The sequence below is a fragment of the Streptomyces sp. 7N604 genome, from assembly GCF_052245475.1.
Lineage (GTDB): Bacteria > Actinomycetota > Actinomycetes > Streptomycetales > Streptomycetaceae > Streptomyces.
Genome location: NZ_JBQQBX010000001.1, coordinates 89,538 through 116,533 on the forward strand (window position 1 = coordinate 89,538; position 26,996 = coordinate 116,533).

At 69.3% G+C, this 26,996-nt stretch carries 29 protein-coding genes; 15 read left to right on the plus strand and 14 right to left on the minus strand.

The features are described from left to right. Positions 1 to 65: 65 nt before the first annotated feature. From ACTWP8_RS00380 to ACTWP8_RS00400, 5 genes are all read right to left on the minus strand, one after another. A complete protein-coding gene (locus ACTWP8_RS00380; protein ID WP_443320110.1) occupies positions 66 to 200 on the minus strand; it encodes a hypothetical protein in 135 nt (44 codons plus the stop codon). Between the two features lie 215 nt (positions 201 to 415). Next, positions 416 to 1,531, minus strand: coding sequence for a methyltransferase domain-containing protein (locus ACTWP8_RS00385; RefSeq protein ID WP_443320111.1), 1,116 nt, complete (start codon positions 1,529 to 1,531; stop codon positions 416 to 418). Positions 1,532 to 1,546: 15 nt separating this feature from the next. After that, positions 1,547 to 1,675 carry a hypothetical protein gene (locus ACTWP8_RS00390; protein ID WP_443320112.1) on the minus strand — a complete coding sequence of 43 codons (129 nt, stop codon included), beginning with the start codon at positions 1,673 to 1,675 and terminating at the stop codon, positions 1,547 to 1,549. 88 nt (positions 1,676 to 1,763) lie between these two features. Beyond that, positions 1,764 to 1,967, minus strand: coding sequence for a hypothetical protein (locus tag ACTWP8_RS00395; protein ID WP_443320113.1), 204 nt, complete (start codon positions 1,965 to 1,967; stop codon positions 1,764 to 1,766). After that, a complete protein-coding gene (locus tag ACTWP8_RS00400; protein ID WP_443320114.1) occupies positions 1,961 to 2,275 on the minus strand; it encodes a hypothetical protein in 315 nt (104 codons plus the stop codon). Before ACTWP8_RS00400 ends, ACTWP8_RS00395 begins: the two co-directional genes overlap by 7 nt. Positions 2,276 to 2,544: 269 nt before the next feature. On the opposite strand from ACTWP8_RS00400, the gene ACTWP8_RS00405 reads away from it, so the two are divergent. The 3 genes from ACTWP8_RS00405 to ACTWP8_RS00415 all read left to right on the plus strand — a co-directional run bounded on the left by ACTWP8_RS00405 (position 2,545) and on the right by ACTWP8_RS00415 (position 6,533). Continuing rightward, entirely contained in the window at positions 2,545 to 3,999 is a 1,455-nt protein-coding gene (locus tag ACTWP8_RS00405) for a helix-turn-helix domain-containing protein (protein WP_443320115.1), read from the plus strand. Positions 4,000 to 4,012: 13 nt separating this feature from the next. Further along, positions 4,013 to 4,498: a hypothetical protein gene (locus tag ACTWP8_RS00410; RefSeq protein ID WP_443320116.1), complete on the plus strand. Its 486-nt coding sequence runs from the start codon at positions 4,013 to 4,015 to the stop codon at positions 4,496 to 4,498. Between the two features lie 544 nt (positions 4,499 to 5,042). After that, positions 5,043 to 6,533 carry a sugar transferase gene (locus ACTWP8_RS00415; protein WP_443320117.1) on the plus strand — a complete coding sequence of 497 codons (1,491 nt, stop codon included), beginning with the start codon at positions 5,043 to 5,045 and terminating at the stop codon, positions 6,531 to 6,533. A gap of 25 nt (positions 6,534 to 6,558) precedes the next feature. Here ACTWP8_RS00415 and ACTWP8_RS00420 read toward each other — a convergent pair whose 3' ends face one another. Further along, positions 6,559 to 7,503 carry a GDP-L-fucose synthase family protein gene (locus tag ACTWP8_RS00420; protein WP_443320118.1) on the minus strand — a complete coding sequence of 315 codons (945 nt, stop codon included), beginning with the start codon at positions 7,501 to 7,503 and terminating at the stop codon, positions 6,559 to 6,561. Between the two features lie 74 nt (positions 7,504 to 7,577). Between ACTWP8_RS00420 and gmd the strand changes: the two genes are divergently transcribed. The 6 genes from gmd to ACTWP8_RS00450 all read left to right on the plus strand — a co-directional run bounded on the left by gmd (position 7,578) and on the right by ACTWP8_RS00450 (position 13,385). Then, positions 7,578 to 8,591, plus strand: a complete 1,014-nt coding sequence (gmd, locus tag ACTWP8_RS00425) for a GDP-mannose 4,6-dehydratase (protein WP_443320119.1) — start codon at positions 7,578 to 7,580, stop codon at positions 8,589 to 8,591. Positions 8,592 to 8,756: 165 nt separating this feature from the next. After that, entirely contained in the window at positions 8,757 to 10,991 is a 2,235-nt protein-coding gene (locus ACTWP8_RS00430; RefSeq protein WP_443320120.1) for a LamG-like jellyroll fold domain-containing protein, read from the plus strand. After that, on the plus strand, positions 10,988 to 11,497 hold the full coding sequence (locus tag ACTWP8_RS00435; RefSeq protein WP_443320121.1) for a hypothetical protein: 510 nt from the start codon (positions 10,988 to 10,990) through the stop codon (positions 11,495 to 11,497). Before ACTWP8_RS00430 ends, ACTWP8_RS00435 begins: the two co-directional genes overlap by 4 nt. Next, positions 11,494 to 12,339, plus strand: coding sequence for a glycosyltransferase family 2 protein (locus tag ACTWP8_RS00440; RefSeq protein ID WP_443320122.1), 846 nt, complete (start codon positions 11,494 to 11,496; stop codon positions 12,337 to 12,339). The genes ACTWP8_RS00435 and ACTWP8_RS00440 overlap by 4 nt, the downstream gene beginning before the upstream one ends. Positions 12,340 to 12,530: 191 nt before the next feature. Further along, the gene (locus ACTWP8_RS00445; RefSeq protein ID WP_443320123.1) at positions 12,531 to 13,103 is read left to right on the plus strand and encodes a YceI family protein; all 573 of its coding nucleotides are present in this window, start codon (positions 12,531 to 12,533) and stop codon (positions 13,101 to 13,103) included. 21 nt (positions 13,104 to 13,124) lie between these two features. Further along, on the plus strand, positions 13,125 to 13,385 hold the full coding sequence (locus ACTWP8_RS00450) for an alpha/beta fold hydrolase (RefSeq protein ID WP_443320124.1): 261 nt from the start codon (positions 13,125 to 13,127) through the stop codon (positions 13,383 to 13,385). Between the two features lie 368 nt (positions 13,386 to 13,753). Here the strand turns inward: ACTWP8_RS00450 and ACTWP8_RS00455 are convergent, their stop codons facing one another. Both ACTWP8_RS00455 and ACTWP8_RS00460 read right to left on the minus strand, forming a co-directional pair. After that, complete coding sequence (locus tag ACTWP8_RS00455; protein ID WP_443320125.1) at positions 13,754 to 15,856, minus strand: hypothetical protein; 2,103 nt, start codon at positions 15,854 to 15,856, stop codon at positions 13,754 to 13,756. A 203-nt stretch (positions 15,857 to 16,059) separates the two neighbouring features. Continuing rightward, entirely contained in the window at positions 16,060 to 17,244 is a 1,185-nt protein-coding gene (locus ACTWP8_RS00460; protein WP_443320126.1) for a glycosyltransferase, read from the minus strand. Between the two features lie 105 nt (positions 17,245 to 17,349). Here ACTWP8_RS00460 and ACTWP8_RS00465 point away from each other — a divergent pair, with 105 nt between their 5' ends. Next, on the plus strand, positions 17,350 to 18,921 hold the full coding sequence (locus ACTWP8_RS00465; protein WP_443320127.1) for a hypothetical protein: 1,572 nt from the start codon (positions 17,350 to 17,352) through the stop codon (positions 18,919 to 18,921). On the opposite strand, the gene ACTWP8_RS00470 is transcribed toward ACTWP8_RS00465, so the two are convergent. Beyond that, on the minus strand, positions 18,881 to 19,342 hold the full coding sequence (locus ACTWP8_RS00470) for an ATP-binding protein (protein ID WP_443320128.1): 462 nt from the start codon (positions 19,340 to 19,342) through the stop codon (positions 18,881 to 18,883). The genes ACTWP8_RS00465 and ACTWP8_RS00470 overlap by 41 nt on opposite strands. Before the next feature lie 163 nt (positions 19,343 to 19,505). On the opposite strand from ACTWP8_RS00470, the gene ACTWP8_RS00475 reads away from it, so the two are divergent. Together ACTWP8_RS00475 and ACTWP8_RS00480 are read left to right on the plus strand one after the other, a co-directional pair. Beyond that, positions 19,506 to 20,201, plus strand: coding sequence for a helix-turn-helix domain-containing protein (locus ACTWP8_RS00475; protein WP_443320129.1), 696 nt, complete (start codon positions 19,506 to 19,508; stop codon positions 20,199 to 20,201). After that, a complete protein-coding gene (locus ACTWP8_RS00480) occupies positions 20,179 to 20,790 on the plus strand; it encodes a hypothetical protein (protein WP_443320130.1) in 612 nt (203 codons plus the stop codon). Before ACTWP8_RS00475 ends, ACTWP8_RS00480 begins: the two co-directional genes overlap by 23 nt. A 452-nt stretch (positions 20,791 to 21,242) precedes the next feature. Here ACTWP8_RS00480 and ACTWP8_RS00485 read toward each other — a convergent pair whose 3' ends face one another. Both ACTWP8_RS00485 and ACTWP8_RS00490 read right to left on the minus strand, forming a co-directional pair. Further along, complete coding sequence (locus tag ACTWP8_RS00485) at positions 21,243 to 21,878, minus strand: hypothetical protein (RefSeq protein WP_443320131.1); 636 nt, start codon at positions 21,876 to 21,878, stop codon at positions 21,243 to 21,245. Between the two features lie 600 nt (positions 21,879 to 22,478). Beyond that, positions 22,479 to 22,865: a hypothetical protein gene (locus ACTWP8_RS00490; RefSeq protein ID WP_443320132.1), complete on the minus strand. Its 387-nt coding sequence runs from the start codon at positions 22,863 to 22,865 to the stop codon at positions 22,479 to 22,481. 163 nt (positions 22,866 to 23,028) lie between these two features. Here ACTWP8_RS00490 and ACTWP8_RS00495 point away from each other — a divergent pair, with 163 nt between their 5' ends. Next, complete coding sequence (locus tag ACTWP8_RS00495; RefSeq protein WP_443320133.1) at positions 23,029 to 23,307, plus strand: GntR family transcriptional regulator; 279 nt, start codon at positions 23,029 to 23,031, stop codon at positions 23,305 to 23,307. Positions 23,308 to 23,361: 54 nt separating this feature from the next. Here the strand turns inward: ACTWP8_RS00495 and ACTWP8_RS00500 are convergent, their stop codons facing one another. The 3 genes from ACTWP8_RS00500 to ACTWP8_RS00510 all read right to left on the minus strand — a co-directional run bounded on the left by ACTWP8_RS00500 (position 23,362) and on the right by ACTWP8_RS00510 (position 25,788). Beyond that, on the minus strand, positions 23,362 to 24,540 hold the full coding sequence (locus ACTWP8_RS00500; RefSeq protein WP_443320134.1) for a methyltransferase domain-containing protein: 1,179 nt from the start codon (positions 24,538 to 24,540) through the stop codon (positions 23,362 to 23,364). A 508-nt stretch (positions 24,541 to 25,048) separates the two neighbouring features. Further along, complete coding sequence (locus ACTWP8_RS00505; protein WP_443320135.1) at positions 25,049 to 25,624, minus strand: DUF7848 domain-containing protein; 576 nt, start codon at positions 25,622 to 25,624, stop codon at positions 25,049 to 25,051. Continuing rightward, a complete protein-coding gene (locus tag ACTWP8_RS00510; protein ID WP_443320136.1) occupies positions 25,564 to 25,788 on the minus strand; it encodes a hypothetical protein in 225 nt (74 codons plus the stop codon). Before ACTWP8_RS00510 ends, ACTWP8_RS00505 begins: the two co-directional genes overlap by 61 nt. 137 nt (positions 25,789 to 25,925) lie before the next feature. On the opposite strand from ACTWP8_RS00510, the gene ACTWP8_RS00515 reads away from it, so the two are divergent. Both ACTWP8_RS00515 and ACTWP8_RS00520 read left to right on the plus strand, forming a co-directional pair. After that, a complete protein-coding gene (locus ACTWP8_RS00515; protein ID WP_443320137.1) occupies positions 25,926 to 26,756 on the plus strand; it encodes a helix-turn-helix domain-containing protein in 831 nt (276 codons plus the stop codon). After that, positions 26,753 to 26,971: a DUF397 domain-containing protein gene (locus ACTWP8_RS00520; RefSeq protein ID WP_443320138.1), complete on the plus strand. Its 219-nt coding sequence runs from the start codon at positions 26,753 to 26,755 to the stop codon at positions 26,969 to 26,971. Before ACTWP8_RS00515 ends, ACTWP8_RS00520 begins: the two co-directional genes overlap by 4 nt. Positions 26,972 to 26,996: the final 25 nt, after the last annotated feature.

Below are 26,996 nucleotides of genomic sequence, written 5' to 3' on the forward strand. Positions count from 1 at the left end.
CGCGCGCAGGACGGATCACGGAAGGCGGAACGCGTGAGACGCGGAAAAGAGTGACGCGGCAGCGATCAGACGCCGTACGAGTCCTGGCGGACCAGGGCCTGGCGCCGGCCGCGCGGGCGGCAGGTCTGGAGCGGACTCCAGCCGGTGTGCCACGCGGCGGCGCGCACACCGTTGATGATCGCCATGAAGGCTGCGGACATGGCCACGACGCTAAGTGCCGCCTGCGCAGTGGGCAAATGATTTACGGGCGACTGGTCGGCCGCTCACCTGGTACTCGTTGTCCAGGCAGATCCAGCCGCTCGCTCCTCCACGCAGGGCCACGCCGCGCGCAGCCGCAACCAGCCGCCCGCCCCTCCGGGTGGGGGGCTAAGCGGCCCTGGGGAAGTGGGCGTGACGCCCCATTTCCCGGGGCCGCTTAGGCGCTGGAGCGGTCCGGCCCGATGACCGCCTCCAGCGTGCGCAGCCACACGCTCTGTCCGTCAGCGGTCACATTGAGGCCGAACTCTTCGGTGTCAGGTGAGCCGAGACCGGTGTACTCCTCGAGCGCCCGTTCAACGTCGGACCACAGGTCCCGAGGCCCGTACAGCCACACAGGTTCGCCGTGCCCAACCGTGGCGCCGGAACCATTCCCGTCATCCAGCCAGACACGGGCCCCGTTCTTCTCCCGCTGACTCACCATCGACAAGCCCGGCATGCGGGCGCCGGCGTAGAGCGCGAAAGGAAGCCTGGCGATGCGCCCCGGGTCCACATCTGTGGACCGGCACCGGCCGGTGGACTCGTCCACCGGTGCTCCCGCCACGGCACGGTGAGACCGCATGGGCATGTACGACGCGCCGCCCCGGAACGGGCCGGACGCCGTGCCGTCCACCTGGACGGTGAGCTGCACCAGCGCCCCGCTCCCGAACTCCCGGGCAAGCGGCGCCACCAGAACACCGCCCGGCCGGACCTGGCGGACGAGATCGAACGGCACGTGCCGCAGTGCGCACGTCGCGATCAGCCGGTCATAGGGCGCGGCCTGTGGCCAGCCATGCCCGCCATCGGCCTGCACAACAGTCGGCGCGTAACCTGCGGCCGCAAGGTTGTCCTTGCCGCGCTCGGCGAGGACCGGGTCGAGCTCGACGCTGAAGACCCGTTCCTCACCGAGGCGTTCGGACAGAAGCGCCGCGACGAACCCCGAGGCGGTGCCGATCTCCAACACGCGATGCCCGTCCTCGACCTCGAGCATGCCGAGCATGCGCGCGACCATGGACGGCATCGAGTTGGACGAGGTGGCGATGCCCGGCCCGTCCTCCTGCCCGTCGTCCACCTGGATCACCACAGGTTCGTCGCTGTACACCAGGTCCCACCATTCGGCGTCGGTCGCCACCGGCTCGCAACGGGTCGGGCGCTGCCGCCAGATTTGCGAGGGAATGAACTGGTCGCGCGGGACCGCATCCCACACGCGCCGCCACGGGTCGGCGAGTAAGCCACGCTCCTCGAGGTCATTGAGCAGCGATCGGTGACCGGAGACCCGCAGCTCGGGGTCCGTCATGGCGTCAGCCTCCTATCAGGATCCGTCGCCGTCGGGGGACGGCGGGGCCGGCGGCGTCCACGGCTTGATCGGCGCGGGGTTACCGCCGTGCTTGCCGTCGTCCGCCTCGGCGGTCGGGGCTTGGTTGGGTCCAGTGACGGTCATAGGCGTACTCCTCGGTGTGGGTTGCCGTGTCACCCGCCCGGTTCCGGACGGGGTCGTATTGGACCGCCGACGCTTGATGAATCCGCCGTCACGTCGACGGCCCGGTCCTGGGCGGGCCGCGCCGCGCGCGGCCTGGTGGGGGTTCGTCCACAAGCGGGGTGAGCCCGCGCTCGACCCGGCACTCGCCGCAGGCGTAGAGCATGCCACCGGGTCCGCTGCCGGTCTCCACGATCTTCACCAGCTTCGTGCCTTCGGCGTAGCCCTCGTGCCAGCTGCACCAGTCCCTCAGCACCCGGCCACCTCCGGCCGCGGGCCGAGCGCCGTGGTGATGGCGGCGATCAGGTCGTCCGGTGCGGTCAGAAGCCGGTAAGGCCGGGGCGGCACGAGCCACTTAAGCAGGTGGTCCCGGAGCGTGCCGGGGACGAGGAGCTGGTAGCCGTCGCCGAGGATCTCGATGTCGTGCGCCGCGGGCACCTGCCAGCCAGCGGCACCATCCACGGGGATGAGCCAGTACAGGCGGTGGCTGAGCTGGTCATCAACGACCGCACCAGTCTTCTGCCCGAGCTGCCGCAGCACGCAGTTGCCCCAGATGGTCGGCATACGCACGGCATGCCAACCGATGGCTCCGCAGTGGGCGTTGCGCACACCAGCGGTGCGCGGGATCCAGTCGAGGTCGAACCTCTCTGGCGGTTCTCCTGGCCTGTCCACGGGCTCGCTCCCGGGCATCGACGATCGGGTCACACACCGAGATTCGTGCCCGTGCCGCCAACTTCGGGATGACCAGCGGGGGTTACCGAGTCGGTAATACACTCGTTTCCACGGCAGTGCGACCCTCGTCCGTGCCTAAGCTCGCACCGGAAGTTGGCCCCATGGACGCCGCAACCCCCGGCCCGCTCGCCGCAGATGTCCTCGACCGAGACGACTTACGCCGAGCCCTCGTGGAGCACGACTTCGCGGCCGCCTTCACCCTGATCAAGAAGTGGGGCGGCCTCAGCCAGAACCGCATTGCGGCCGCGTGTTGCCTCACGCCGGGCAAGGTGTCGACCATCATCAGCGGAGCGCAGCAGGTGACCTCCTTCGAGGTCATCGCGCGCATCGCTGACGGGCTGCGCATCCCGGGAAACCTGCTCGGGCTCGCCCCACGACCGTGGGAGGGCCAGCAGGAGCAGCATGACGACCACCCGTCACTGTCGCCGGGTGAACGGCCAGGCACCGATGAGGTCCCATGGCGTCCGGACGCCACCGTGGACCTGGCCGCACACCTGACGAGGAGCGACCTGATGATGGACCGCCGCACGGCCGCACGCGCCGTGGCGGCCACGGTTGTGACCGGAGCCGCCCTGCTCGACCCCTTGGAAGGCTGGCGCGAGCCAGCAGCCGCCGCCGAGCCTCGCCGCGGCCCCGGTCGTCTCGGCCTCCGCGACGTCGACCAGCTCGAGCAGACCGCCCGCGCCTTCCGCCGCTGGGACCACCGGTACGGCGGAGGGCTCCGTCGCAAGGCCGTCCTCGGCCAGCTCAACGAAGTTGCGACCGCCCTGGACGAGCACCAGACATCGGCCATCGAACAGCGCCTCTACAGGGTCATGGCGCAGCTGGCCGGGACCGCCGCCACGATGGCATGGGACTCGGGCCTGCAGCGCCGCGCCCAAGACTACTACGGCCTCGCGCTACGTTCCGCGCACGCCGGAAAAGACACCCTGTTCGGCGCCAACGTGCTGGCGGGTATGGCCCGGCAGATGCTGTACCGCGACCGGCCGCAAGACGCCCTGGAGCTCGTGCGGCTCGCTCAGGACGGCTCGCGAGGCATTGCTGGCCCCCGCGTCCGCGCCATGCTGCACACCCGCGAAGCCTGGGCTCTGTCTGCCATGCGCCGGACCGCGGCATTCCGCCGGGCGACCGAGCAAGCCCACGAGGCGCTCGCCGACGCAGCAGACAACGAAGAGCCGTACTGGATCTCGTACTTCGACGAGGCCGAGTTGGCCGGAGTCACCGGCGGCCGCCTGCTCGACCTCGCCCGCCAGGACCCGAGCGCGCACGCCGATGCCGCCTCCGGGCAGATCCGCTGCGCCCTGGACCGCCGCGGCCCGGAGGCCGGCCGGAGTCACGCCCTCGACCGGATCGGGCTCGCCGAATGCCGCTTCCTCGTTGGAGACCTTTCCGGGGCCGTGGACCATACACACCGCGCCGTGGAGGCCGCAGAACTCACACAGTCCTCCCGGGTCCGAACGCAGCTCGGCCAGCTGTACCCATACACCGTGGGCCACAGTGCCTCCCGAGCCGTCCGGGAGGCGCGAGGTAGGATCCGCGACCTGTTGGCCAGCTGAAAGGGAGAGCAGCGTGACGACGATCGCGGCGACCGGGCACATGGACCTCACCGACGACAGTGTGGAACTCGTGCGGGCAGGCCTGCGGGATGTGCTGGGTCAGTACGCCGACGGCGACCTGGTGGGTCTGTCATGCATCGCACGAGGCTCGGACAGCCTCTTCGCTGAGGAGCTGCTCGAGGTCGGCGGCCACCTGGTCGTCGTCCTGCCCTCGAATGACTACCGGCAGGCGAAGGTGAAGCCGGACCACGCCCCGGTCTTCGACCGGCTGCTGGAGGCCGCGGACGAGGTGCTGGTCATGCCGTACAAGACAGCGAACCGCGAGGCGTACGAGGCAGCGAACACGATCCTCCTCGAGCGTGCTGACCGTGTCGTCGCTGTGTGGAACGGGGAACCGCCGAGTGGCAAGGGCGGCGGCACGGCTGACGTCGTACACGCCGCGCAGGAGGCCGGCCTCCCGGTTGATGTGGTATGGCCCCCTGGGGCCAGGCGCGCCTGACCGCACGCAACGCCGCCCTGCCCGGCCCCTGGCGGGGCACACGTCCCGCTGTACAGGTTGCGTGGGCGCGGGTGGCGAGGCGCCTATCGGCTGGATGGCGCCGTAGCCGATGGCGAGCAGCGCCAGCGATACGACGACGGCGCATGCGGTGAAGCGCCGTCCGTCCGCTGCCACCGGCAGAACAGCCAGCACAATGTGTTGCGCTCCCTCACCGAAAGCGCTTCGAAGCGCTTGCCCCGATCGCCGTGGTGGAGTTCACACAACATCGCTTTTCGGCCCTCTTCCGCGGCGCGCAAGCAGCGTTACGCGCGTTCGCGTACTGGCCCGGCGGGCGCAGCAGCCGCGGAGAGGAAGAGAAAGGGCTTGGATTCGGCCGTCGGCCAAAGGTGAACCCGCGGGGTATCAGGCAGCAAATAACGGCAAACCCCGGCGGACGCCCAGCCGATTGCCATACCGTCACAGCACTTGCACAGCACTTGCGCACCATCGTCACTTGGGGAAGTGATCCGGTGCGCCTTTGGTCGCGACGTGCCAGGGGGGGTCCATGCGGCGTGTCGATATGTCCTATTCCGGATCGGGGGCCGGGCGGCTCAGACCGGTATCCGCTCAAAGCACTCTGCCCGGCGGTAGGCGCAGCGACAAGGCGCCGTGGTATCTGCCCGTGGCGCTGGCCACGGATGTGCTGGGCATCGCAGTGCCCGTGCTCATCGTCTTCGGTGTCACGCTCCAGCCGCATCCGGTCCTGGCCGCGCTCACCGCGACGGCCGTCTGGCTCGGCGTACGGGCGTCCCATCGCCGCTACGCCGCCCACGCGCTGGGCGAGTCGCGTGGCGTACTGCCCGTACTCCGCGACTGGTTCACGATGCTGGGGCTGCTCGCGGTCGCCCGGGTGGCCCTCGGGGAGAGTTCCGAACCCGCGCTGGCGCTGCTCGCGCTGTCGGCCGCGCCGACGGTGACCGTCGTCTGCCGGAAGGCGACCCACCGGCATCTGACCGCGCTGCGGCGCGAGGCGCAGTCCGTGCACCGCGTGCTGGTGATAGGCGAACCGGGTGCCGCGGACGACGTGGTCGAGCACCTGGCGAGCCGGACGGATCACGCGTACGTGGTCGTCGGCGCGGTCCCGGTGGGCGAAGGGCGGCTCACATCCGGGCTCCCTGCCCTCACCCGCCTCGGCTCCGCCCAGCCCGCCACCCCGAACGAGGACTGGGTCCCGGTCCTGGCCGCGACCGAACAGCTGGGCGCGGAGCTGGTGCTGGTGGCCCCCGGCCCCCGGCTCAGCGGGGAGCGGCTGCGCAGGCTCTCCTGGGCGCTGCACGACGCCGGGCTGCCGCTGGCCGTCTCGCCCGGTCTGACGGACGTGGCGCTGCGCCGGATCCAGGCGGCCACGGTCGCCGGGCTCTCGCTGCTGCACGTCGCACCGCCGGTGCGGCGCGGACTGCACCTGGTCGCGAAGTCGGCACTCGACCGGGCGGGGGCGGCGCTGGGTCTGCTGCTGCTGGCTCCGCTGTACGGGCTGCTGGCGCTGGCCATACGGCTCGACTCCGCCGGTCCCGCGCTGCACCGCCAGACCCGGATCGGGCAGGACGGCACCCCCTTCACCATGTGGAAGTTCCGCACGATGGTGGTGGACGCCGAGCAGCGCCGGGTGGAGCTGATATCCGCCAACGAGCAGGACGGGCCGCTCTTCAAGATGCGGCGCGATCCGCGCGTGACACGGATCGGGCGGTGGCTGCGGCGCAGCTCGCTGGACGAACTGCCGCAGTTGGTGAACGTGTTGCGCGGCGACATGTCGCTGGTGGGGCCGCGGCCGCCGCTGCCGGAGGAGGTGGCGCAGTACGACGAGGTGGCGGCACGGCGGCTCACGGTGAAGCCGGGGCTCACGGGGCTGTGGCAGGTCAGCGGGCGCTCGGAGCTGTCCTGGGACGAGACGGTGGCGCTGGACCTTCGGTACGCGGACAACTGGTCGATCGGCGAGGACCTGGATGTCATCGCCCGTACGTTTCGGGCCGTCGTCGACGGCCGTGGGGCGTACTGAGGTGGCAACGAATGCCCACGACCCGTCAGTCCTGCGCCAGCCAGTTCGCGTATACCGATGCAATGCCGTTCCGCAAAGGGACCCTCGGCTTCCAGCCGAGCGACGCCATCCGCGAGATGTCCAGCAGCTTGCGCGGGGTGCCGTCCGGCTTCGTCGGGTCGAAGGCGATACGGCCCTCGAAGCCGGTCACATCCCGCACCGTCTCGGCCAGTTCGCGGATCGTCAGGTCCTCGCCGCAGCCGACGTTGACCGGCTGGTCCCCGTCGTAGCGCCGCAGCAGCAGCGCGCAGGCCGCCGCCAGGTCGTCCACGTGCAGGAACTCCCGGCGCGGGGTGCCGGTGCCCCACAGCACGACCTCCTCCCGCCCGTCCCGCTTCGCCTCGTGGAAGCGCCGGATGAGCGCGGGCAGGACATGCGAGGTCTCGAGGTCGAAGTTGTCGCCGGGCCCGTAGAGGTTGGTCGGCATGGCGGAGATGTACGAGGCGCCGTACTGCCGCCGGTAGGACTGGACCTGCACGATTCCGGCGATCTTGGCCAGCGCGTACGGCTCGTTGGTCGGCTCCAGCGGGCCGGTCAGCAGCGCGTCCTCGCGGATCGGCTGCGGCGCCAGCTTGGGGTAGATGCACGACGAGCCGAGGAAGAGGAGCCGGCCGGCGCCGGCCGCGTGCGCTCCGGCGATTACGCTGAGCTGGATGCGCAGGTTGTCCTCGATGAACTGAACCGGATAAGTGCTGTTGGCCATGATGCCGCCCACTTTGGCGGCGGCCAGCACGACGGCGTCAGGACGTACGTCCCGCAGAAAGGCCTCGGTCCGCGCGGCGTCGCGCAGATCGAGCTCCGCCCGGCCGCGGGTGATCACCTCATGCCCTTCCGCGGTGAGGCGGCGGGTGATCGCGGATCCGACCAGGCCCCGGTGGCCCGCCACGAATATCCGGGCCCCGCCCGGCAACAGCTCGTTCGCTCGCGTCATGGCACCGGATTCTGCCAGGGCGAATGACCGCATAGCGCACATACGCACAAATCCCGAGGGGGGACACGCACATCATGGGCAAAACCGCACTGATCACCGGCGTCACCGGCCAGGACGGCTCCTATCTCGCCGAGCTGCTGCTGTCGAAGGGCTACACCGTGCACGGCCTGCTGCGCCGGTCGTCCTCGTTCAACACCGAGCGGCTCGATCACATCTACCAGGGGCCGCAGGAGCCCGACCGAAGACTCGTCCTGCACCACGCCGACCTCTCCGACGGCGTGGCGCTGGTGAATCTGCTGCGCGACCTCGGACCCGACGAGGTCTACAACCTGGGCGCCCAGTCCCATGTCCGGGTCTCCTTCGACGCGCCGCTCTACACCGGCGACGTGACCGGCATGGGGTCGCTCAGGCTGCTGGAGGCGATCCGGGCGAGCGGCGTCGACACCCGGATCTACCAGGCGTCGTCCTCGGAGATGTTCGGCGCCACCCCGCCCCCGCAGAACGAGAAGACGCCCTTCCATCCGCGCAGCCCGTACGGCTGCGCCAAGGTCTTCGGCTACTGGACGACGGTCAACTACCGTGAGGCATACGGCCTCTTCGCCGTCAACGGCATCCTCTTCAACCACGAGTCGCCCCGCCGCGGCGAGACCTTCGTGACCCGCAAGATCACCCGTGCGGTCGCCCGTATCAAGGCCGGCCTCCAGGACCGGCTCTACCTCGGCAACCTCGACGCCCTACGCGACTGGGGCTACGCCCCGGAGTACGTCGAGGCGATGTGGAGGATGCTGCAGCGCGACGAGCCGGACGACTACGTGGTGGCGACGGGCGAGGCCGGGACCGTACGGCAGTTCCTGGAGGTGGCCTTCTCGGCGGCCGGGCTCGACTGGGCCGAATACGTGCGGTTCGACCCCAAGTACGAGCGCCCCAGCGAGGTCGACGCCCTCATCGGGGACGCCTCCAAGGCGGAGTCGCTGCTCGGCTGGAAGCCGGAGGTCAAGTGGCCGGAGCTGGCGCGCATCATGGTGGATGCGGATGTGTCCAAACTTGAGGCGGAGTTGGCCGGTACCGCCGTCCGTATCGACAGATGACACATCAACGTGCAAAGTACCGGCACCATTTTGGCCAATCTGGTTACAGCAAGGTGAGCAGCGCCCTAACCTGCCGTCCACAAGGCGGCCGGTTGGGCCGCCGGACTCGCGAGCGGGCTCGGAACATCGCGAGCGAGCACAGAACAGCAGGGGCCAGGGGGGCACATGCGCAGCGCAGTGGGGGTATACACGGCTGTCCTGACGATGGCAGCCGCATCTCTCGTCGGGGCGGGGGTGGTGGCATCGGCGCCGCGGGCGTCGGCACTCACCCCGCCCGTGGGGATCACGGCCGACGATCTGCCGACCTGGCAGACCAACGGCATCGTCTGGGCCATGGCGGAGGCGAACGGAGTCGTCTTCGCCGGTGGCACGTTCTCGACCGTCAGACCGCCGGACGCATCGTCCGGCAACAGCGAGCAGCAGGCGCTCAACTTCGTGGCGCTCGACGCGGCGACCGGCGCGCCGACATCCTGCGAGCTGTCGTTCACGATCGGCTCCGGCACGGCCACCGTACGGGCGCTCGCGGTCTCTCCTGACGGCCAGACCCTTTACGCGGGCGGCCAGTTCGGGGCGGTCAACGGCGTCGGGGTGAGCAACGTCGCGGCGATCGACATCGCCACATGCACGCCCAAGTCGTCTTTCAAGGTGGCGGCGAGCGCGACCGTACGGGCCCTGGCCGTGACCGGCGAGACGGTCTACCTCGGCGGGGACTTCACCTCGTTGGAGGGGCGGAGCCGCCGGTACTTCGGTGCGGTGACGACGGGCGGTGAACTCCTGCCGTGGACGGCCGACGCCGACGAGCCGGGCCGCGCCGTGGAGGTCACCCCGGACGGCGGCAAGGTCCTGCTGGGCGGCGACTTCTTCACCGTCAACGGCACCGGCTCGCACGCCCTCGCCGTGGTCGACGCCACCACCGGCGCCCTGGCCAAGGCGTACGGCAGCGGCTTCATCCCGACCGCGTCGGTGGTCAAGGACATCACCACCGACGCGACCGGCTTCTACACCGGCAACGAGGGCACGGGCGGCGGGGTCTTCGACGGCCGTATCGCCCTGAACCTCAGCGACTTCAACCAGCGCTGGCGAGACACCTGCCTCGGCGCCACCCAAGCGGTCGCGGTCCACGGCGGCGTGCTCTACTCGGGCTCGCACGCCCACGACTGCAGCAGCATGGGCGCGTTCCCGAACCAGCGCCGCAAGCACCTGCTCGCCGAGTCGGTCGGCAACCCCGCGCTGCTGGGCTGGTTCCCGGACACCAATGACGGTCTGGGCGAGCAGATCGGGCCGCGGGTGATGGCCACCTCCGCCAAGGGCGGCACGGACTACCTGTGGGTGGGTGGCGAGTTCACCACCGTCAACGGCGCCGGGCAGCAGAGCCTGACCCGCTTCGCGAGCGGTCCCGACACGGGCGCCCCGTCCGTCCCGCTGGTGAACGCCTCCAGCACCAAGCCGGACGAGGTGAACGTGCGCTGGCAGTCCAGCCTGGACCTCGACGACAGCCAACTGACGTACCGGGTCTACAAGAACGGCGCCACGACGCCGATCCACACCGTCTCGGGCGCCTCGCTGCCCTGGGTGCGCCCGCAGATCACCTTCAGGGACACCGACGTCACGCCCGGGTCCACGTACACGTACCGGATCACGGCGAGCGACGGCACCAACACCAGCGCCAAGTCAGCCACCCAGTCGGTCACCGTGCCGTCGGCGGCCGAGGCGTACCCGGAGCGGATCAAGGCCGACGGCGCCAGCCTGTACTGGCGGTACGACGAGGCGAGCGGCCAGTTCGCGGCAGACGCATCGGGCACGGACAACAGCGGCGTGCACCGCAACGCGCCGTCCTACCGGGCGACCCCGGCGGCCGTGCCGGGGCCGAGCACGGCCGTGGGCTACAACGGCACCGACGAGTACACCTACAGCGACCGCAAGCACAGCCGCCCGGCCTCGTACTCCATCGAGACCTGGTTCAAGACCACGACGACCCAGGGCGGCAAGATCGTCGGCTTCGGCAACCGCACCCAGGAGCCCAGTTCCAGCTACGACAAGCACCTCTACATGACCAACGACGGCCGGGTGATCTTCGGTGTCTACAGCAGCGGCGTCCGGACCATCAGCAGCGGCTCCGGGCTCAATGACGGCCGGTGGCACCACGTCGTGGCGACTCAGGGGTCCAGCGGGATGCGGCTGTACGTGGACGGGTCGCTCAGGGCCAGCAACCTGCTGGTGACCGGCAGCCAGAACTACGAGGGGTACTGGCACGTCGGCGGCGACAGCATCAACTCCTCCTGGCCGAGCACCCCGACGAGCGACTACTTCGCCGGGCAGATCGACGAGACGGCGATCTACCCGAGCGTGCTCTCAAGCTCGCAGGTCTCCGCGCACCGCGGCCTCGGGACGGGCTCGTGAGCCGGCGTCCCCGGGCTGCCGTCGTCGCCGCCGCGCTCGCGGCGGCGGCGATGCTGCTGGTGGGGTGCGGGGGGTCGGGCGGCTCCGGCGACTCCGGCGACTCCGGCGCGAAGGACCGGGAGCCGGGGGTAGCCGGCCCGCGTACGCCCGCGGCGGGCGGAGACGCGGACGCGGCGGACGGCGGCCCGTCCGGGGCCACGGCCGGACAGACGCCTCGAGGGCCCAGGGTTCCGAAGTCCGAACTGACCCCGGCCACCGGCTCCTTCACCAAGAAGGAGAAGGAGTACCTGACCGGCCGGGTGCCCGAGGGGACGGACCCGGCGGCCGTCCTCCAGATCGGCCAGGAGACCTGCCAGCGGATCGCCCGCACCGCCGAGCACGACCGCAAGGCGGCGGTCAGCGCGATCCGCACGGGCGAGATCGCGAACGCCGAGCCCGCCGTCACCCACCTGTGCCCGGAGCAGCAGCCGCTGCTTGAGGCCGCGAAGAAGGGAGGTCAGGGGTGAGGAAACTCCCCATCGTGGTCGCGATACCGACCAAGAACGAGGCCGAGAACATCGCCCGTACGGTCTCCTCGGTCATCGACCACTTCGAGGCGGTCGTCGTGGTCGACTCGGCCAGCACGGACGACACCTGCAAGATCGCCGCCGAACTGGGCGCCGAGGTCGTCCCGTACGAGTGGGACGGCGGGTACCCGAAGAAGAAGCAGTGGTGCCTGGACCACATCCGGCCCGAGACGCCCTGGCTGCTGTTCCTCGACGGTGACGAGACTCCGAGCCCTGAGCTTCTGGCGGAGCTGCGGTACGTCTTCTCCCGGCCGGTGAAGGTCGCCGCGTTCGACATTCCGCTGGGCTACTGGTTCGCGGGCAGGCGCCTGCGGCACGGCTACACCATCGTCAAGCGGGCGCTGCTGGACCGTACGCGCTGCCACTTCCCGGTCCTCGGGGACCTGGACGCCCCGGGAATGGGCGAGCAGGAGGGCCACTACCAGCCGGTGGCCCCGTCGGTGTGGCGGCTGAAGTCCCCGATCGAGCACGAGGACCTGGATCCCGTACGGACCTGGTTCGAGCGGCACAACCGCTACTCGGACTGGGAGGCGTGGCTGGAGCAGCACCCGGAAGTGAGGGAGGAGATCCGGCAGGCGAAAACCCGGCAGGGGCAGCTCTTCCACAAGGCGCCGTTCAAGCCGCTGGTGTCCTTCGCGTACGCCTATGTCTTCAAGCGGGGGTTCCTGGACGGGCGGGCCGGATTCGACTACGCGCTGGCGATGTCCTTCTACCGCTGGCAGATCGGACTGAAGTCGCGCGAGGCGACACGCGGCCGCGGCCAGGCGGTGTCCGACCGGTGATTCCCCATCCCGCCCTTCCCCCGGCCACCGCCGGGGGGAGGCGGGCGCCGGTCCGGCGTTGTCGCTGCTCAGCGGCCCCGCACACATCGCGTACGCGCGCGCCTCGGAACGCAGCCGCGTCGGCCACCGCAGGCCCGTGGCCCTCGATCGTCCTATCCTGGTCGGAGGGGATGGTGCCCAGGGGAGCTGCCATGGTCACGACTAAATGGTTCTTCGAGCCCGGTCATACGGGCGCCGAGTTCCGCGCCCGGCACATGATGGTCGCCTACGTGCGCGGGCAGCTCAAGAACGTGCACGGCTTGCTGGAGGTCGATCCCGACGAGCCGGAGAAGGCCCGCATCGAGGCGACGATCGACGCGACCCAGGTCTACACCGGTCAGCCCGAGCGCGACGCGCACCTGCGCAGTGCCGATTTCTTCGACGTCGAGCACCACCCGACGTGGACGTTCGTCGGCTCGCGCACTCATCAGGTGAGCGCGACCGAATTCGAGATCACCGGGGATCTCACCGTACGTGGAGTAACGCGTCCCGTGACGTTCGACGTCACGTACTTGGGACAGTGGGATACCCCCTGGTGGGAGGATGGCCGGGATCTGGGCACCCGGCGACGCGCCGGTTTCGCCGCCACGACGCGGATCAATCGCCATGACTTCGGAGTGAGTTGGAACGACGTGGTCGACCGGGGCGGAGTGGTCGTCAGCGCCATGGTCGACGTCATGGTCGACGTCGAGGCCGTCCTCGATGCCGGTGAAACGGCCCCCTGATCACGAGAGACTCCTGGGCCGGTGTCCGCCTTCGACCCCGAAGCAGCCCGGGCCGCGATCGCCGCCTGGGACGCGCGGGTCCTGGTCCTCGCAGGTGAAGTGGACAGCGGCCCACTTCCCCGTAGCGCTGCCGCCATTGCCGAGCTGTTCCCCGAGGCCGAACTGGCGGTCCAACCGGGCGCCGGCCACTTCCCATGGCTCGACGACCCCCGCCGCTTCACCCGGACCGTCACGACGTTCCTCGCCAGGGGGGTGCCGGGCCGCGGGACTTCCGGCAGGTGATCAATGGGACCTTGCACCGGGTGCGGACCGGGGTGCCGTGGAGTGGCCTTCCCGAACACCTATGGAATGTCCAGAACTACGTCCCACTGGGCCCCGAGTTCGTATCTCAACCGGTCGAGAAGTGAGACGCCATCGACCCTGAAACTCTCCTCCTCTGCGGCTGAAGAGAATCCCGAGCTCGCCGGGTCCGAAAGATCGTATGTGGCATCCCAACGGTCGCGCCATGCATTGAGTGCCTCGGTCAGGGCCGGTGAGATGGGCAGGGTGGAGGGATCCACGTTCTCCCGAACTCCTTCCTTCTCGACCCAGGTGGGGCAGCACTGAATCTCGGGGGACAGCAATAGCTTCGGCATTTAAGTTCCTGTTCGTTACGATGCTGGGTTCGCGCCAACGATGAACCCATTGCCGCCCACGGTCACGGCCACTTTCAGTATCTTCCCCTTGTAGTTGACCTGGTAGACAGGGCGGGTCCCCTGCATGCCCACCTGCTGTCCGGACGTGGTTGCCTCCATGACCACGTCTGGGATCTCGGCTTCTGGTACGCCCTTGTTGGCGAAATCTTGCGCATGCCGACCTGTGATGTGCCGAAGACCGGCCCGCTGGTTCCCCTCCTCGAGGAACCGAATCTTTCCGTCCGCACCTCGCTCAATACGGACGATCTTGTCCGGATCGCACTTCACCCCCTGATCTTTCAGCTCTTTTACCAGTGCCTCTTTCGTCTCCCCGGACGCCGGCTGCCCGCGACCACCTTCGGCGCCCGAATTCGACGGTGTCTCGCTGCCACCCTTCCCGCCTCGGGCTTCTGCAGCCATGAGGACGGCGCCGGCGGTGGCGAGAGTCGTGGCCACGCCCCCGGCCGCGAGGGAGCTCCCAACGACGCCGCCGCCGACCAGGGCGAGGGCGCCTGCGGGCGGAAAAAGGACGACCAAGGTGGCCACGGTGAACAGCAGGAGTGCAAAACCGAGGTAGAGCTTCATGTCCTCCAGGGCTGCCAGGAGCATCGCCTGGGTGGGAACGGCCTCGCCATCGGGGGCGGTTCCCCTGAAGCGGCTCGTCAGAAGCAGGACGGCAGTGGTGGCGGAGCCGACGGCGGTGAACAGCCGGAGGCGGATGATGGCCAGCGTTTCGCCCAGGGGGAGCGTCGCGCTGGTGCGCCAGGCACGGAGCAGGACGATCAGCTGGAACATGATCCAGGCCAGACCCGCGATGCCGAGACCGATGAACAGGGTGGGGCCGTAGCCGGTGGAGAAGTCCTCCTGGATCTGTTTGGTGGAGGTGAACGAGCCCAGGCCCAGGAAGACCAGTGACGGCAGTGTCAGCAGGCAGGGGACGAGCAGCAGCCAACGCCGACCGGAGGGCCGGCGGGCACGCGCCGCCTTGAGGTACGCCCGTATGCGGGATGAGTCCCACGCGCGTTCGTGGCTGACGGCATCCATCCGCGCCGTGATCTCGGCCACGACCTGACGCAGCGGCTCGAACCGCTCGGATGGGGTACGCGCCGCGGCGTACAGCAGCGAGCGGCGCAGTCGGGCGAAGCGCATGGCGAGCAAGGTCGACCAGGGAACACACCAGGCGCCGAAGCCGGCGAGCGCCACAAGACTCGACCGGCCCGCACGCTCGGCCGCCAGTAGCACTCCCGGTACCGCCCTCTTGCCCTGCCGGAGCCGGCGAAAGTCGACGGCCATCGCGAGGAGCAGGCAGGCCAGAGGGGCATAGCCGACTGCGGAGTCGGCTGCATTCAGCAGGGACGCCGCCCAACTGGGGGGATCGGCGCCGCGCTGCCCCGTGTAGTTGACCAGGGTGTGGTGGCCGATGGCGTAGGCCAACGGCAGCACAGCCAGGGCACGCCGCCATCCGCGACCGCGCAGCAGCAGATCGGCGCCCAGGGCGCCAGCGGCGCCCCAGGCCAAGTGGAGGTTGGTGTCCAGGCTGGGACGGGTGAAGCTGAGATCAAGTGCGCCGAGGGGGGCCGGAAGCCAGTTGGTCAGCACCCGGTGCCAGTCGGGGACGTAGGTCGCGCCGAGGCTGATGCCGCCGGACAACATCCAGCCGCCGCGCGGAAAGGGGGTGGCACGCTGGGCATCCAGGGCGTGCTGCAACAGCACCTCCAGCAACCCCAAGCCGGCACCGGTGGCCGCGCCGAGCACCACGTAATCGGCCAGCCCCAGCTGATAGCGAATCTTGAGGTTCCAGCCGATCAGCAAGAGCGGCACGAGTTTGGCGATCTCCTCGACGGCCGGGGCGATTGTGTAGCTCGCCTCAGCCATTACGTCCGCGAACGGCCGCCCGGTGACAGCCGTAGAGCCTCGGGCGTAAACCAGCTCCACAAGCGCCGCGACCACGCCGCTGCCGTAGACGCCGACCACGACTGTCAACAGCACCGTCGGTAGTCGCACCGAGCGCACCGGCCAGGCGAGCACCGCCAATTGCAGGACCCCGTAGACGGCCGCGGCGGCCATGATGAACGTCAAACCGTGCCCCCGTCGGCCATGCCTCACCGGTCTGGAACACATGACGCTAGGGGGACAAGTGAGCCAGGTGCCAGCAGGCGTTCGACAAGTGAGCGGTGGGAGGAGGGGGTATGCGCTCGACGCGAACACCGGGGTCGCCGTGACAGGATCAGGGACGCCCGCGGGATGCGGCCAGGGCGGCGGCGCAGCCGCATCACCGCCGGTCAGGGGCGCTTCTTCTGCTTCTTCGCCGGTTCTTTCACTGACTGGGCAATTTCCTCGTAGATGCCCTGGAGGTTGTCCACGACCCTCTCGATCGAGAACTGGTCCCGGATCAGCCGCCAAGCGGCCTCCGAGGCCTCCTCGTTGGCGGCCGGGTCGAGGAGTTCGAGGATGGCCTGGCCGACGAGCGGGCCGTTGTCGCGGTCCGGGCGGCTGTCCACGACCCGGCCCGCGCCCGCCGCCTCGACGTCCGGGGACAGGCCGCCGGTCTTCGTGACGACGACCGGCAGCCCGACGGACATGGCCTCCAGCACGGACACGGCGAACGGCTCGACGACGGACGGCAGTACGTACACGTCCGAGCGGCGCAGTTGCTCGAGCACCGCGGCGTGGTCGAGCGCGCCCACGTACTCGACGGCGTGGCCGACCCCCAGACCGCGCGCGAGATCCAGCATCGGCCCGGCGAGCGCGCCCGTGTCGGGGCCCGCGAGGACGAAGCGGACTTCCGGGTACTTGGCGAGGACGGTCGGGATCGCCGAGATGAAGTCCTCGGGCCGCTTACGGGCCTGTACGCGGGCGCAGTACAGCACCGTGGGCGGGCGGCTGCCGTCGTTCGCGGGCCGCCGGTCCTGGAGCTGGACGCCGTTGACGAGCCGGTCCGTGCGGCGGAGCCGCGCCGGGGTCACGACGGCCTCGACTCCCTCCCGCTCCATCTCCGTGAGGTGCAGGATCGCGTCGGCCCCGCGCAGCACGCGGCGCAGCCCGAGCGCGTCCACGACCTTCGCGACGCGCTTCTCGGTCGGGTCGATCATGCCGTGCGTCTGGAGGACGAGCGGCCGTCCGCACTGCAGCGCGGCGAGGGCGAACGGCAGGGTGATCAGGTCGCGCATGAGGTGCACGTGCACGACGTCGGCCGCCTTCACCAGGCGCCGGGCGCGGGCGAGCAGCGCGGGCGAGGCGATGCCGCTGACTTCGAACTGCGGCAGTACGTGCCGCGCCTGGAACATGAAGACGGGGACGTTTTCCACGGAGTCGGGCAGCGGCCCGTCGAATCCGTCGCCCAGTGTGGCGATCCGCGCGTCCACCCCACGGGCCCTGAGGCCCTTGGAGAGATTCAGGGCCACGCGCGTCGGCCCGCCGAAGTCGTTGGTGGGCGTGTGCAGCGTGACGACATGCAGAACCTTCACCGGAAATTCCTCCCCCCGATGCTCCCCAGCATCGCCCGGCCAGATTAGCCGCATCATTAGACTGCCCGGGGGCATTGGGGAACTTGGGGAACGAAGCGGGGGAATATGGCAGTTGACGTACGGACCGCCAGGCCCGCCGGGGCCGCGGGCAGTCCCACCGGTGCCGCGGCCGGTCCCGCCGACGCCGCAGCCGATCCCACCGACGCCGCCGCCGGTCCCGCCACGCTGGACGTACCGCCGGTCTCCCCGCGCGCCGTGCTCTCCCGCGCCCTCGCCGTACCGCTGGTCCTGGGCCTGGTCTTCTTCCTGCCGGTGCTGGTGTCCGTACAGCCGGGTCCCGGGGTGCGGGACGAGGCGTACTGGCTGCAGCTCGTGCTCACCGCGTACGCCGGTGCCCGGCTCGCGGCGATGACGCTCACGGCCCGGCGCAGGCTGATCCAGGGCTCCTTCTGGCTCTTCGTCTACGTCGCCATGGGCGTGGCCCCGCTCGCGCAGGCCGTCCTGGGCCAGACGCCGACACCCGTGGTCGGCACCCGCTCCGACCTGGTCCTGGCGGTCTCGCTGGCGCTCTGCGGCTGCGTGGCCTTCGACGTGGGCGTGCTGCTGGCCCGCCACCGCCCCGTCCTCCGCACCCGCAGGCACCGGCGTACGGCATCGGTCAGCCGCAGGCGGCTCTGGCTCCTGGTCGCGCTGGCGTACGTGGCGAGCGCGCTGTTCGTGGTGAAGCTGGGCGGCCCCGCGGTCTTCTTCAGCAGCCGCCAGGAGATCAGCGAGGGAATCCAGAGCAGCGGGGGCGGCGGGGGCGGCGGGGGCGGTGAGTCCCAGGTCGGGTCGGCGTTCCTGCGCGGCTTCGGGACGGTGCCCGCGCTGCTGGCCTTCCTCTTCCTCACCCGCTGGCTGGTGACGTCCCGCCACGCGCGCCGCCGCCCCTCGGTCCTCCTGGCCTGGGCGGGCCTGCTCGGGGTGAACGCCCTGGTCAACAACCCGGTCTCGAACCCGCGTTACTGGTTCCTGACCGTGCTGTTCTCGATCCTCTTCACGGCCTTGCCGAGGAGCCCGGTGATGTACCGGGCAGCGCTGGCCCTCGGGGTGGTGGCCGCGCTGCTCCTCTTCCCTTTCATGGACCGGTTCCGCTACGACGAGAGCGGGCACCGGCCCGTCGAGTCCACCTCCGTCTTCGACCCGCTGGTGCGGAAGGACTACGACCAGATCGGCATGCTCGCCAACACCATCACCTTCGTCGGCTCGGGCGCGGGCCACGCATACGGCCGGCAGCTCACCGCCTCCACGCTGTTCTTCGTGCCGCGCTCGGTGTGGCACGGCAAGCCCCAGGACTCGGGGGTGCGGGTGGGCGAGTGGATGGGCATGAGCAACACGAACCTGTCGTCGCCGCTCTGGGCCGAACTCTGGCTGGACTTCGGCCCGGTGGGCATGACGGGCGCCTTCCTGGGCCTGGGGTACCTCAGCGCCCGCGCCGACCGCCGCTACACGCTCCGCACGGTCGACGATCCACGCCCGGGAAACGTCCTGGCGATCGTCATCCCGCTGATCGCGGGCTACGCCTTCATCCTGCTGCGCGGCCCGCTCCTGCAGGCCTCCGGCCGGGTCGGGATCGCGCTGCTGTGCCTGGCGCTGGTCACGACGTTCCGCTCGGACGGGCGGAGGCTGCTGCGGTAGGTGGCGGGGGCGGGGCGTTCACGCTGAACTCCGCCCATACAACTTTGCCGACCGGCTCGCTCCGCTCCACCCCCCAGTCGTCCGACAGCTCGCCGACAAGCAGCAGTCCGCGACCGGTCTCGTCATCGGCCACGGGCCTTCGAGCGACTGGCCGGCCGTCTCCGCTGTCGTGGACTTCGATGCGAAGCCGACTGTCCGCCATGCGCAGCACGAGCAACGTTTCACGGCCTGCTGGGACGCCGTGCCGGATGGCGTTGGTGACCAATTCCGAAACACACACCTGTGCCGCGTCCATCACTCCGACTGCACCCCAGCCGCTCAGCACTTCGACTGCGAATTGCCGGGCCAGGGAGACCGAACGACGGTAACGGCGGAACCTCCGCTGAGCCGTCTCAACGTCGCCCAGAGCATGTTCTGACATAGAGTGTTCCCATCGTTGCTGCGAGTGGTGACGCAACCGAATCGCCCTCTCGCCGAGCCGGGCCACTCCTCAGGCGCCGGACGCATACGCGTATGCGTCGCGCGTATATCGGCACCGGGAAACGAAAGTCTTGCGGTACATACGTGACGGGGGTTCGATCAACGTGAACTGGTCATCGCAGGCACTCAAACTCGCCTCACAGCAAGGCGATTTCGGACGGGTGATCCGACTGGCGCGGCAAGCCGCCAGGGTCACTCAACGACAACTCGGCGAGGCATGTGGCATCACCCAGTCCGCGGTCTCCCGGCTGGAGGGCCACGGCGTGGGCACGTACAACATGACGATTCTGGCGAGAGCCGCAGTCCATCTCGGCATCCCACCGCGACTGGTCGGCCTCGCCGACACGACAGCAGCGCATGCGGCGCAAGGGGATGGACAGGAGAACGTGGAGCGGCGTGGTTTTCTGGCCAGTTCGCTGGCCGTGGCAGCGGCACCGACTCTGGCCGCGATACACGCGGCGCCGGACTCGCGTCAGGCCGCCGCATTACGCCTGGCCACCACCGCCTTCCGGCGGATGGACGGCTCGACACCTTCACGGCACCTGGCTGAGGCGGTGCTAGCTCACGTGCGGCTGATTCAGACGATCGCTTCCGAGAGCGGCAGCGCGGTGGATCGGACCCGCCTTGCAGCAGTGGGCAGTGAAGCAGCGAGCCTGGCCGCATGGCTCAGCTGGGACATGGGGGACCACGGATCAGCCCGGGCCTGGTACGGGTCCGCGGTCAGATCCGCTCGTCGCTCCGGTGACCAGGTGCTCACCGCCTACCAGGTCGGCAGCCTTGCTCAATTCGAGGCCCAGTAACGCCCGCCGCCGCGCCGAGCTGGAGAGCGCCGCGCGCGAGCAGGCCGCCGCACAACTGGACCGCATCGAGCGCGAGGCCAACAACGCCGCCGCCCTGGTACGCACCGTGGCCGACAAAGCCACCGCCGCCGCCCGACCCCGGGACGCCGCCGAGCAGCTACTCGCCGAGACCCGCCAGGCGCGCGCATGGGACCGCGCCCGCGCGCTGCTCGACGCCGGGCGCACCGTGCCCGAGGTCATCGCGGGAGCCGACGCCGACACCCTGTACGCGCTGCGCGCCGAGCTGCCCACCTACCTCGCCGCCCAGCGCACCAAGCCGCAGGGACTCGCGGGCGCAGGGTTCACCGAGCCCGACCCGGCGCGCATCCTGCACACCATCGACTGCGCCCTCGTCGACCACCTGCCCACCGCCCAGGGCGCCGCACTGCGCGCCCGCCTCGACCTCGACGAGATCGAACCCGGCCTACGCGAGACCCTCGCCGGACTGCGCCGCGAAGTCGACGGCACCGCCGACCCCAGCAACGCCCTACGCACCGCCATCGCCGCCCGCCTCGCCGACCAACGAGTAGGCGCACTCCCCGCCGCGTAGGCCGACCCTTACCGTGCCCGGAACGGCACCACGCCGACTAGGGCGCCGCCGCATCCCGGGGACGCACAGGGGACGCAGGTGGACGCCTCGGGGACGTTCCCGAACCGCGCAGCGTCCCCCTCATCGCCCCGCCCCTGCCTGCACACAGGGGGCACCCGGCCCCGCCAGGGGACACGGGGGACGCTGCCGCACCCCCTGCCCCTCCGTCGGGGGTGACCCAGATACCCAACAAAGGGGCAATGAGTGATCTTGAAGCCGCGAACCGCCTGGTCAGCGTCGCGTGATTCGGGCGCATCTCCGGGGTCCCGGCACTGTCCGCCGTGGCGCTCCCCCAGTGGCCCCCGTTGCGTGAAGCGGCTCCGTATCTGCGGCAAGGCCACTGGCGGTCTTCGTTCCGTTGTTCCATCCCCCGACTACGTTGGTCCCGGCCAAAGCCCGAGGGTTGGTCTCGCTCAGTTTTCCGGATCGGAGGGCACAGCGTTACGCCAGATCTTGACGTCCAGGGTGAAATATTGGCTGGGTGCTTGGTCGTCAGGCATCGCCCGTACGGTCACCAGTCCGACGTGACCGGCCTTAATGACACAGATCTGAGCCCCTTTGCTCAGACGTGGGACATCGATGTTCTCGGTGTATCGGGTGTCAGACCTACACACCTTCAAGGAACCTTCTTGGCCGGGATCCAGGAGAACCAGCTTCCCGGCCCCGTCGTTCGAGTCCGAATTGACATGGGTGCCGTTCGAGTACGAGAAGTCGCCATTCAGGCCTTCACGCGGCCTGATCGGATCATCGGTTAGCGAGAAGTAGTAGTCGTTGGGCAGGTTGAGGCCCGTGGCGGTGACAGGCTCCGGTTCGGGTAATGGTGTGGGCGTGCTGGAAGCGGAGGAACTGGAGGACGCCGCGGAACGGCTCGGGCTCGGCGGTGGAGTGGTCTCCGCGGTGGTATTTGCGGTCTCCCCACCTGAATCATCGGAGCCAAGAAGACCCAGGATCCCTGTGATAAGTGCTGCAAGCACAGCCGCGCCTGCCGTGACCCAAATGCCCCACCGATGATCCTTCGCCGTCACCTGGTCGGACTCAGATTCAGACACCGCCGTCTCTCCCCGTCCCTCGTTCGGATCAGGGGCCACAACCTACAGCCCAACGCCGTATAGCGGGTTGGTGTTCGTCCCAGATTCCGGCCTCCTCGGGGCCTCGTTGCACCGTGGGTCACATGCCCTCGGGTTACTGCGGCAGGGGTGTTGAGCAGCGGGAACGCCACGGCGGACAGTTCCAGGACCCCGGAGATGCGCCCGAATCACGCGGCGCTGACCAGGCCGTTCGCGGCTTCAAGATCACTCATTGCCCCTTTGTTGGGTATCTGGGTCACCCCCGTCCGTCTGCGTGAGGACAACGAGGGGGGACGCAGAGGGAAGCCCGGGAACAGCGTCCCCCACGTCCCGCCGTCCCCGCGGCGCCCCGGGACGACGAAGCCCCGGCCGGCACGGGTCCGGACGGGGCAGGGTGTCGGCAGCGACTCAGCCGCGCGTCGGCGGAGAGTCGTCCTCTACCGGGAGGGGACCGGGGGTGATGTGGGGCGCGCAGTCGGGGCACGCGTACACCGTCACGCTGGGACCGCTCGCCCGCTCGACGTGCCGCACCGCCACGGGCGGCGAACGTCTTGCGCTGGCAACGGCAGCACACGACGTCGGTCATACGCCCACCGCCACGCGCAGCGTGCGGCTACCGGCGCGCACGTGCACGCCGTGAATCGTGGCCGGTCCCACGTCGATACCGCGCAGCGCCATTTCCAACGCCCAGCGCCGTTCGGCCTGCGCCCCGCGCTCCGGGTCGTCCGGGCGCCTGCGGGCGGGTGTCGTGACGTAGGGGCGTACCGGGCTGAGCGTGTCCATGAACGGCCGCCGCTCGGCCGCCTCGCGGACATACGGGCTCTTGTGCTCCGGCAGCGGGCGCCGGGGGCACGCCGTCCGGGCGGGCGCCAGTTCCGGTGCGGGGGCAGGGATGGCGCGGTGCTTCCCGCGTGTGGGGAATAGCAGCGAGCACAGGCGCGCCACGGCGCGCGCGATAAGGTCGGTCACGTTCGTCAGCTCCCTTAAAGCTGATGGGCCACGCCCCCGGACGTTCGCCGCGTCGCGGGGGTCTTTTCGTGGTCGACCCTAGCCCTACCTGTAAAAGCCTGTAAAGGCTTGTATGGGCCTGTCAGGGAGTGCCGCTATGGCACCGGCCGGATACCGTCGGTTCATGAAGTACGGGCCGGATGACCAGGTGGAGCGCGACGCACCCGAGGCGCCGTTTCAGCAGCTCGCGGGGATCTTGCGCGCACGTGTGAAGCGGGGCGACTGGAAACCCAACCGCGCCATTCCCGGCGAGAACGCCCTCGCCGACGAGTACGGGCTGTCCCGCCCCACCGTCCGCCGCGCGATTGCCGTACTGGCCGAGGAAGGGCTCGTGTACGCGGTGTCCGGGCGCGGTACGTACGTGGCCGTACAGAAGCCGGAAGGGTCGGCCCCAAGCGCGTAAGAGCGGCCCCGCCCATCTGCCACGGGGAGCAGACGAGCAGGACCAGTTTGGCGGCTACACCGGCCAGGAATCGGCCGGGTCGTCCAGCCACGCGGTCTGCCCTTCCGCTGTCACGGTGAGCCCGAACCGCTCATGCCCCGGCTTGCCCTTCGCTTCCCACCATCGGTAGGCCGCTTCCGCCTCGTCCCAGAGTTGGCGGGGGCCGGATTGCCAGACGGACGCCGTGTCCCCATCGCGGAACACGACGCACGCCCATGAGCGGTCATTGAGTCCGTAGAACCAAACGGCCCGTGCGCCGTCACGCTTGTCGGCCATGACATACAGGCAATCCCGCATACGGAGACCCACGGCGAAACGCTGGGGGCTGAATCGGTCCTCCCCCATGAAGTCGTCTTCCGTGATCGTGGTGGACGACTTCTCACGATCGGCCACGCTGCCCGTGACGTATTCGGAGTGCTCAACTGACGACAGGCGCTGAGACCTCAACTTCATGAACTCCACAGGCCCCGTGAAGGGTCCTGACGCGCTCTCTCTGTCGTCGGCAACGACCAGCCGGGCAACGGCGTCACCATTGCCGTAGTGCGTCCCCCAGGGGACCACGATGACCCCGCGCGGTTGGGACTGTTCCACCCACGCAAACGGGATGGCCCGGAGTCCGCAGGTAGCAATGATCCGGTCGTACGGTGCACCTTCGGGGTATCCCGCGAATCCGTCGCCATGGACGGCACGCACAGGCATTCCACACCGTTCAAGGGCCGTGCGTGCTGCGTCGGCAACGGCCCGGTCAACCTCGACCGTGACGACATTCTCAGCGCCCAACCGATAAGCGAGTAGTGCGGCGTTCCAGCCGGTACCCGTCCCGACTTCCAGCGCGCGCATTCCCGCCGACACGTCTAGCTCTTTCAGCATCCGGAACACCACGCTAGGCATGGATGCGGAAGACGTAGACACCTTCCCCGGATCGGTGCCGGTGTGCGTGCCGTCGTCCCATTGCGTGACGATCGGCACATCTGAGTCGGCGTACTCCTGCCAGACAGCCGGATCACTCGACTTGGATACGGGAACGCTCTTCCCTGCCCTCATGTCGAAAGGCCACATGAGATCCGGAAGGAATGCGGAGCGCGGAACCCTGGCGTACGCAGGTGCCCAATCCGAAGAAAGAGCTCCAGCAGCCATGAGGACGCGCCCCAGCTCTGTGCGGCTGGGGCGCTCCTGGTGTGCGTTGGCGGTCACTGGTAGGACAGCCTTACTGCTTGGGCGGGTTGGGGACGCCGGGGCCACCATCCGGAGTGGGCGGCGGGGGCGGCGGGGCAGGCTCGCCGGGCAATCCGTCGCCACCGTTGGCCAACATGTAATCCATGATTCTCCTTGGCTGTTGTTTCCTTGAAACCGCACGACTGCCGACCGTCACGCATACAGCCGGGCGGGGTCTTGCCCGCCCCCTACGGGGGGCTTGTTGCCGTAGGGAATGGAAACAGGTCTTCCCCGGCAGGGGGCGGGAGTCTCATAGGTAGAGCTGTCGCTTACAGGTGCGGCAGTAGGTCTTGCCGTTGCGCTTCTCGGTCTGCCGGTGCTCGCACGTCTCGGTCTTGGTCATCGCGTCTTCCGACCGGTAGGGCTACGGGGGACCGCTTGCGACGGGGCAGCCGATGACGGCCACCGGACCCGCCCGAGGGCAGCGCACGCGGCGGGGGTGCGTGAGCGGGCACGGCGAGCGTCGCGGACTGCCCGGCGCGGTCGGCTATCCCGTCCCGCCCGTGCGACTGGACGCGCACCATGCGGTCAAGCTCCGCGATGCACGGCCCACACGCGTACGCGTCGCCCATCGCGCCGGGGGTAGCCACGCACCCGACCCACAGCACGCGCACGCCTTCCGTCGGCAGTACAGCCAACAGGCACCCGTCACCCACCGGTTACCGTCGTCCGTCTGCGCGACCAGTGGCCACACATCGCGCCATGGACGCTCAAGGGCGAGGGCGAACGTCACGCCGTACCCCCGTTCACCCGCAGCAGCTCGCCCAGCTCCGCCGGGGGGCTGCATAACCGCGTAGTCGCCGAAGTCCCGGCGGTAGCGCAGGTGCCCAGTCTCCTGCGTGTGCCTGCGCTGCCACTGCTCGACGGGCCGCGGGTGGCTGTGCATACCGGACTGCGCGCCGCACTCGGCTTCGTCACCGGACACGCAACGGGCTTCGTACTCGGGCTCTGCCGTCTCGTCCTGCTCGATGGTGAACGGGACGTAACGGAACACCCGCCGGGTCACCGCGCTGCCCCCTTCTCGATGACGGCCGCCAACTTGCGGGCCACGATCGCGGAGCACTCCCCGAGGCTCACGAGGGCGTAACCGAACTCGTCCGCGCCCCCATACGTTCGGGTGTCCATCGCAGGGAGCTGGATACCTGCGCGGCGGAGTGCCGCGCCGAGTGCCTCGCGTGCCTTCTCAGCTTCCCTGATCTTCTTCACTGCTCGCCGCTCCGTCGCCATGCCTACTGCTCCGTTGGTTCGCCAGCAGCCCCGATGGGGCATCAGTTATCTTGCGCACCTCAAGCGTTGCCCCCTTACGACAGCAATCAGTAGGCATTCATGTCCCCTGTCGTCGTTGGGGAGATGGGAGATGTACCGTGCCCGCACGTCCGCGCGAACTGACACCCGATCGAAGCGCCCGGCACCTGTTCGGCGCGAAGATGCGCGCTCATCGAGAGCGGGGAGGCATGAGCCTTGAGGCGCTGTCAGACGTCGTGAACATCAGCCGTAGTCACCTGTCCCGCATCGAGACGGCAGAGTCGATGCCACCGCCCGATCTGCCGCCCCGGTTGGATGTTGCCTTCGGTACGGACGGCATCTTTGAGGAGCTGTACCGGCTGGCGAGCAAGGAGATCCACCCGGATCAGTTCCAGCGCCGCATGGATCTTGAGGCACGAGCGCAGGTGATCGGGGAGTACAGCGGTCAGATTGTGCCGGGGCTCATGCAGACGGAGGACTACGCACGCGCTCAGTTCAGGGAAGCTAACCCCTGGGCAGCGCGAGACAGGATTGAGGAGCTGGTCACGGCGCGCATGAGCCGCCAAGCGTGGCTGCGGGCTGGCCCGCCGTTGGACTACTCAGCTGTACTAGACGAGGCAGTGCTCCGACGTGGCTTCGGCGGACCCGCTGTGATGCGGGCACAACTAGCCCACCTCGCTGAGCTGACGCTCACGCAGACAACCATGGTGCAGGTTCTCCCATTCGAACACGGGGGACATGCGTTGGTAGGCGGTTCTCTGACGCTGATGACCTTGGATGATGGCGCGCGGGTGGCCTACGAAGAGAGCATCACAACCGGCACATTGTTGGAAGACCTGGAGAGCGTTGCGGACCGTCAGCGGGCATACGATCTGCTGAGGGCGTCAGCCCTGTCGCCACAGGACTCGGCGGCATTCATCCAGTCCGTAATGGAGGCACTTCCGACATGAGCACCACACCTGACCTCTCCCGCGCGGAGTGGGTCAAGTCGAGCTATAGCGGCAATGGGGGCGGCAACTGTGTTGAGTGGGCACCGTCGTTCGCCGACTCAGGTGTTGTCCCCGTCCGAGACAGCAAGGACCCGCACGGCCCCGCGCTCGTCTTCCCGGCGGACGACTGGAAGGCGTTCGTCGATGGTGTCAAGGGCGGAGAGTTCGACGCCTGAGCACCCGCAACAGACCCCCGAGTGA

Bases quoted from the DNA above. Each gene is read 5' to 3' on its own strand.
- ACTWP8_RS00380 (WP_443320110.1), bottom strand. From the start codon at position 200: ATGTCCGCAGCCTTCATGGCGATCATCAACGGTGTGCGCGCCGCCGCG.
- ACTWP8_RS00385 (WP_443320111.1), bottom strand. From the start codon at position 1,531: ATGACGGACCCCGAGCTGCGGGTCTCCGGTCACCGATCGCTGCTCAAT.
- ACTWP8_RS00390 (WP_443320112.1), bottom strand. From the start codon at position 1,675: ATGACCGTCACTGGACCCAACCAAGCCCCGACCGCCGAGGCGGACGAC.
- ACTWP8_RS00400 (WP_443320114.1), bottom strand. From the start codon at position 2,275: ATGCCGACCATCTGGGGCAACTGCGTGCTGCGGCAGCTCGGGCAGAAG.
- ACTWP8_RS00405 (WP_443320115.1), top strand. From the start codon at position 2,545: ATGGACGCCGCAACCCCCGGCCCGCTCGCCGCAGATGTCCTCGACCGA.
- ACTWP8_RS00415 (WP_443320117.1), top strand. From the start codon at position 5,043: ATGCGGCGTGTCGATATGTCCTATTCCGGATCGGGGGCCGGGCGGCTC.
- ACTWP8_RS00420 (WP_443320118.1), bottom strand. From the start codon at position 7,503: ATGACGCGAGCGAACGAGCTGTTGCCGGGCGGGGCCCGGATATTCGTG.
- gmd (WP_443320119.1), top strand. From the start codon at position 7,578: ATGGGCAAAACCGCACTGATCACCGGCGTCACCGGCCAGGACGGCTCC.
- ACTWP8_RS00430 (WP_443320120.1), top strand. From the start codon at position 8,757: ATGCGCAGCGCAGTGGGGGTATACACGGCTGTCCTGACGATGGCAGCC.
- ACTWP8_RS00445 (WP_443320123.1), top strand. From the start codon at position 12,531: ATGGTCACGACTAAATGGTTCTTCGAGCCCGGTCATACGGGCGCCGAG.
- ACTWP8_RS00465 (WP_443320127.1), top strand. From the start codon at position 17,350: ATGGCAGTTGACGTACGGACCGCCAGGCCCGCCGGGGCCGCGGGCAGT.
- ACTWP8_RS00470 (WP_443320128.1), bottom strand. From the start codon at position 19,342: ATGTCAGAACATGCTCTGGGCGACGTTGAGACGGCTCAGCGGAGGTTC.
- ACTWP8_RS00495 (WP_443320133.1), top strand. From the start codon at position 23,029: ATGAAGTACGGGCCGGATGACCAGGTGGAGCGCGACGCACCCGAGGCG.
- ACTWP8_RS00510 (WP_443320136.1), bottom strand. From the start codon at position 25,788: ATGGCGACGGAGCGGCGAGCAGTGAAGAAGATCAGGGAAGCTGAGAAG.
- ACTWP8_RS00520 (WP_443320138.1), top strand. From the start codon at position 26,753: ATGAGCACCACACCTGACCTCTCCCGCGCGGAGTGGGTCAAGTCGAGC.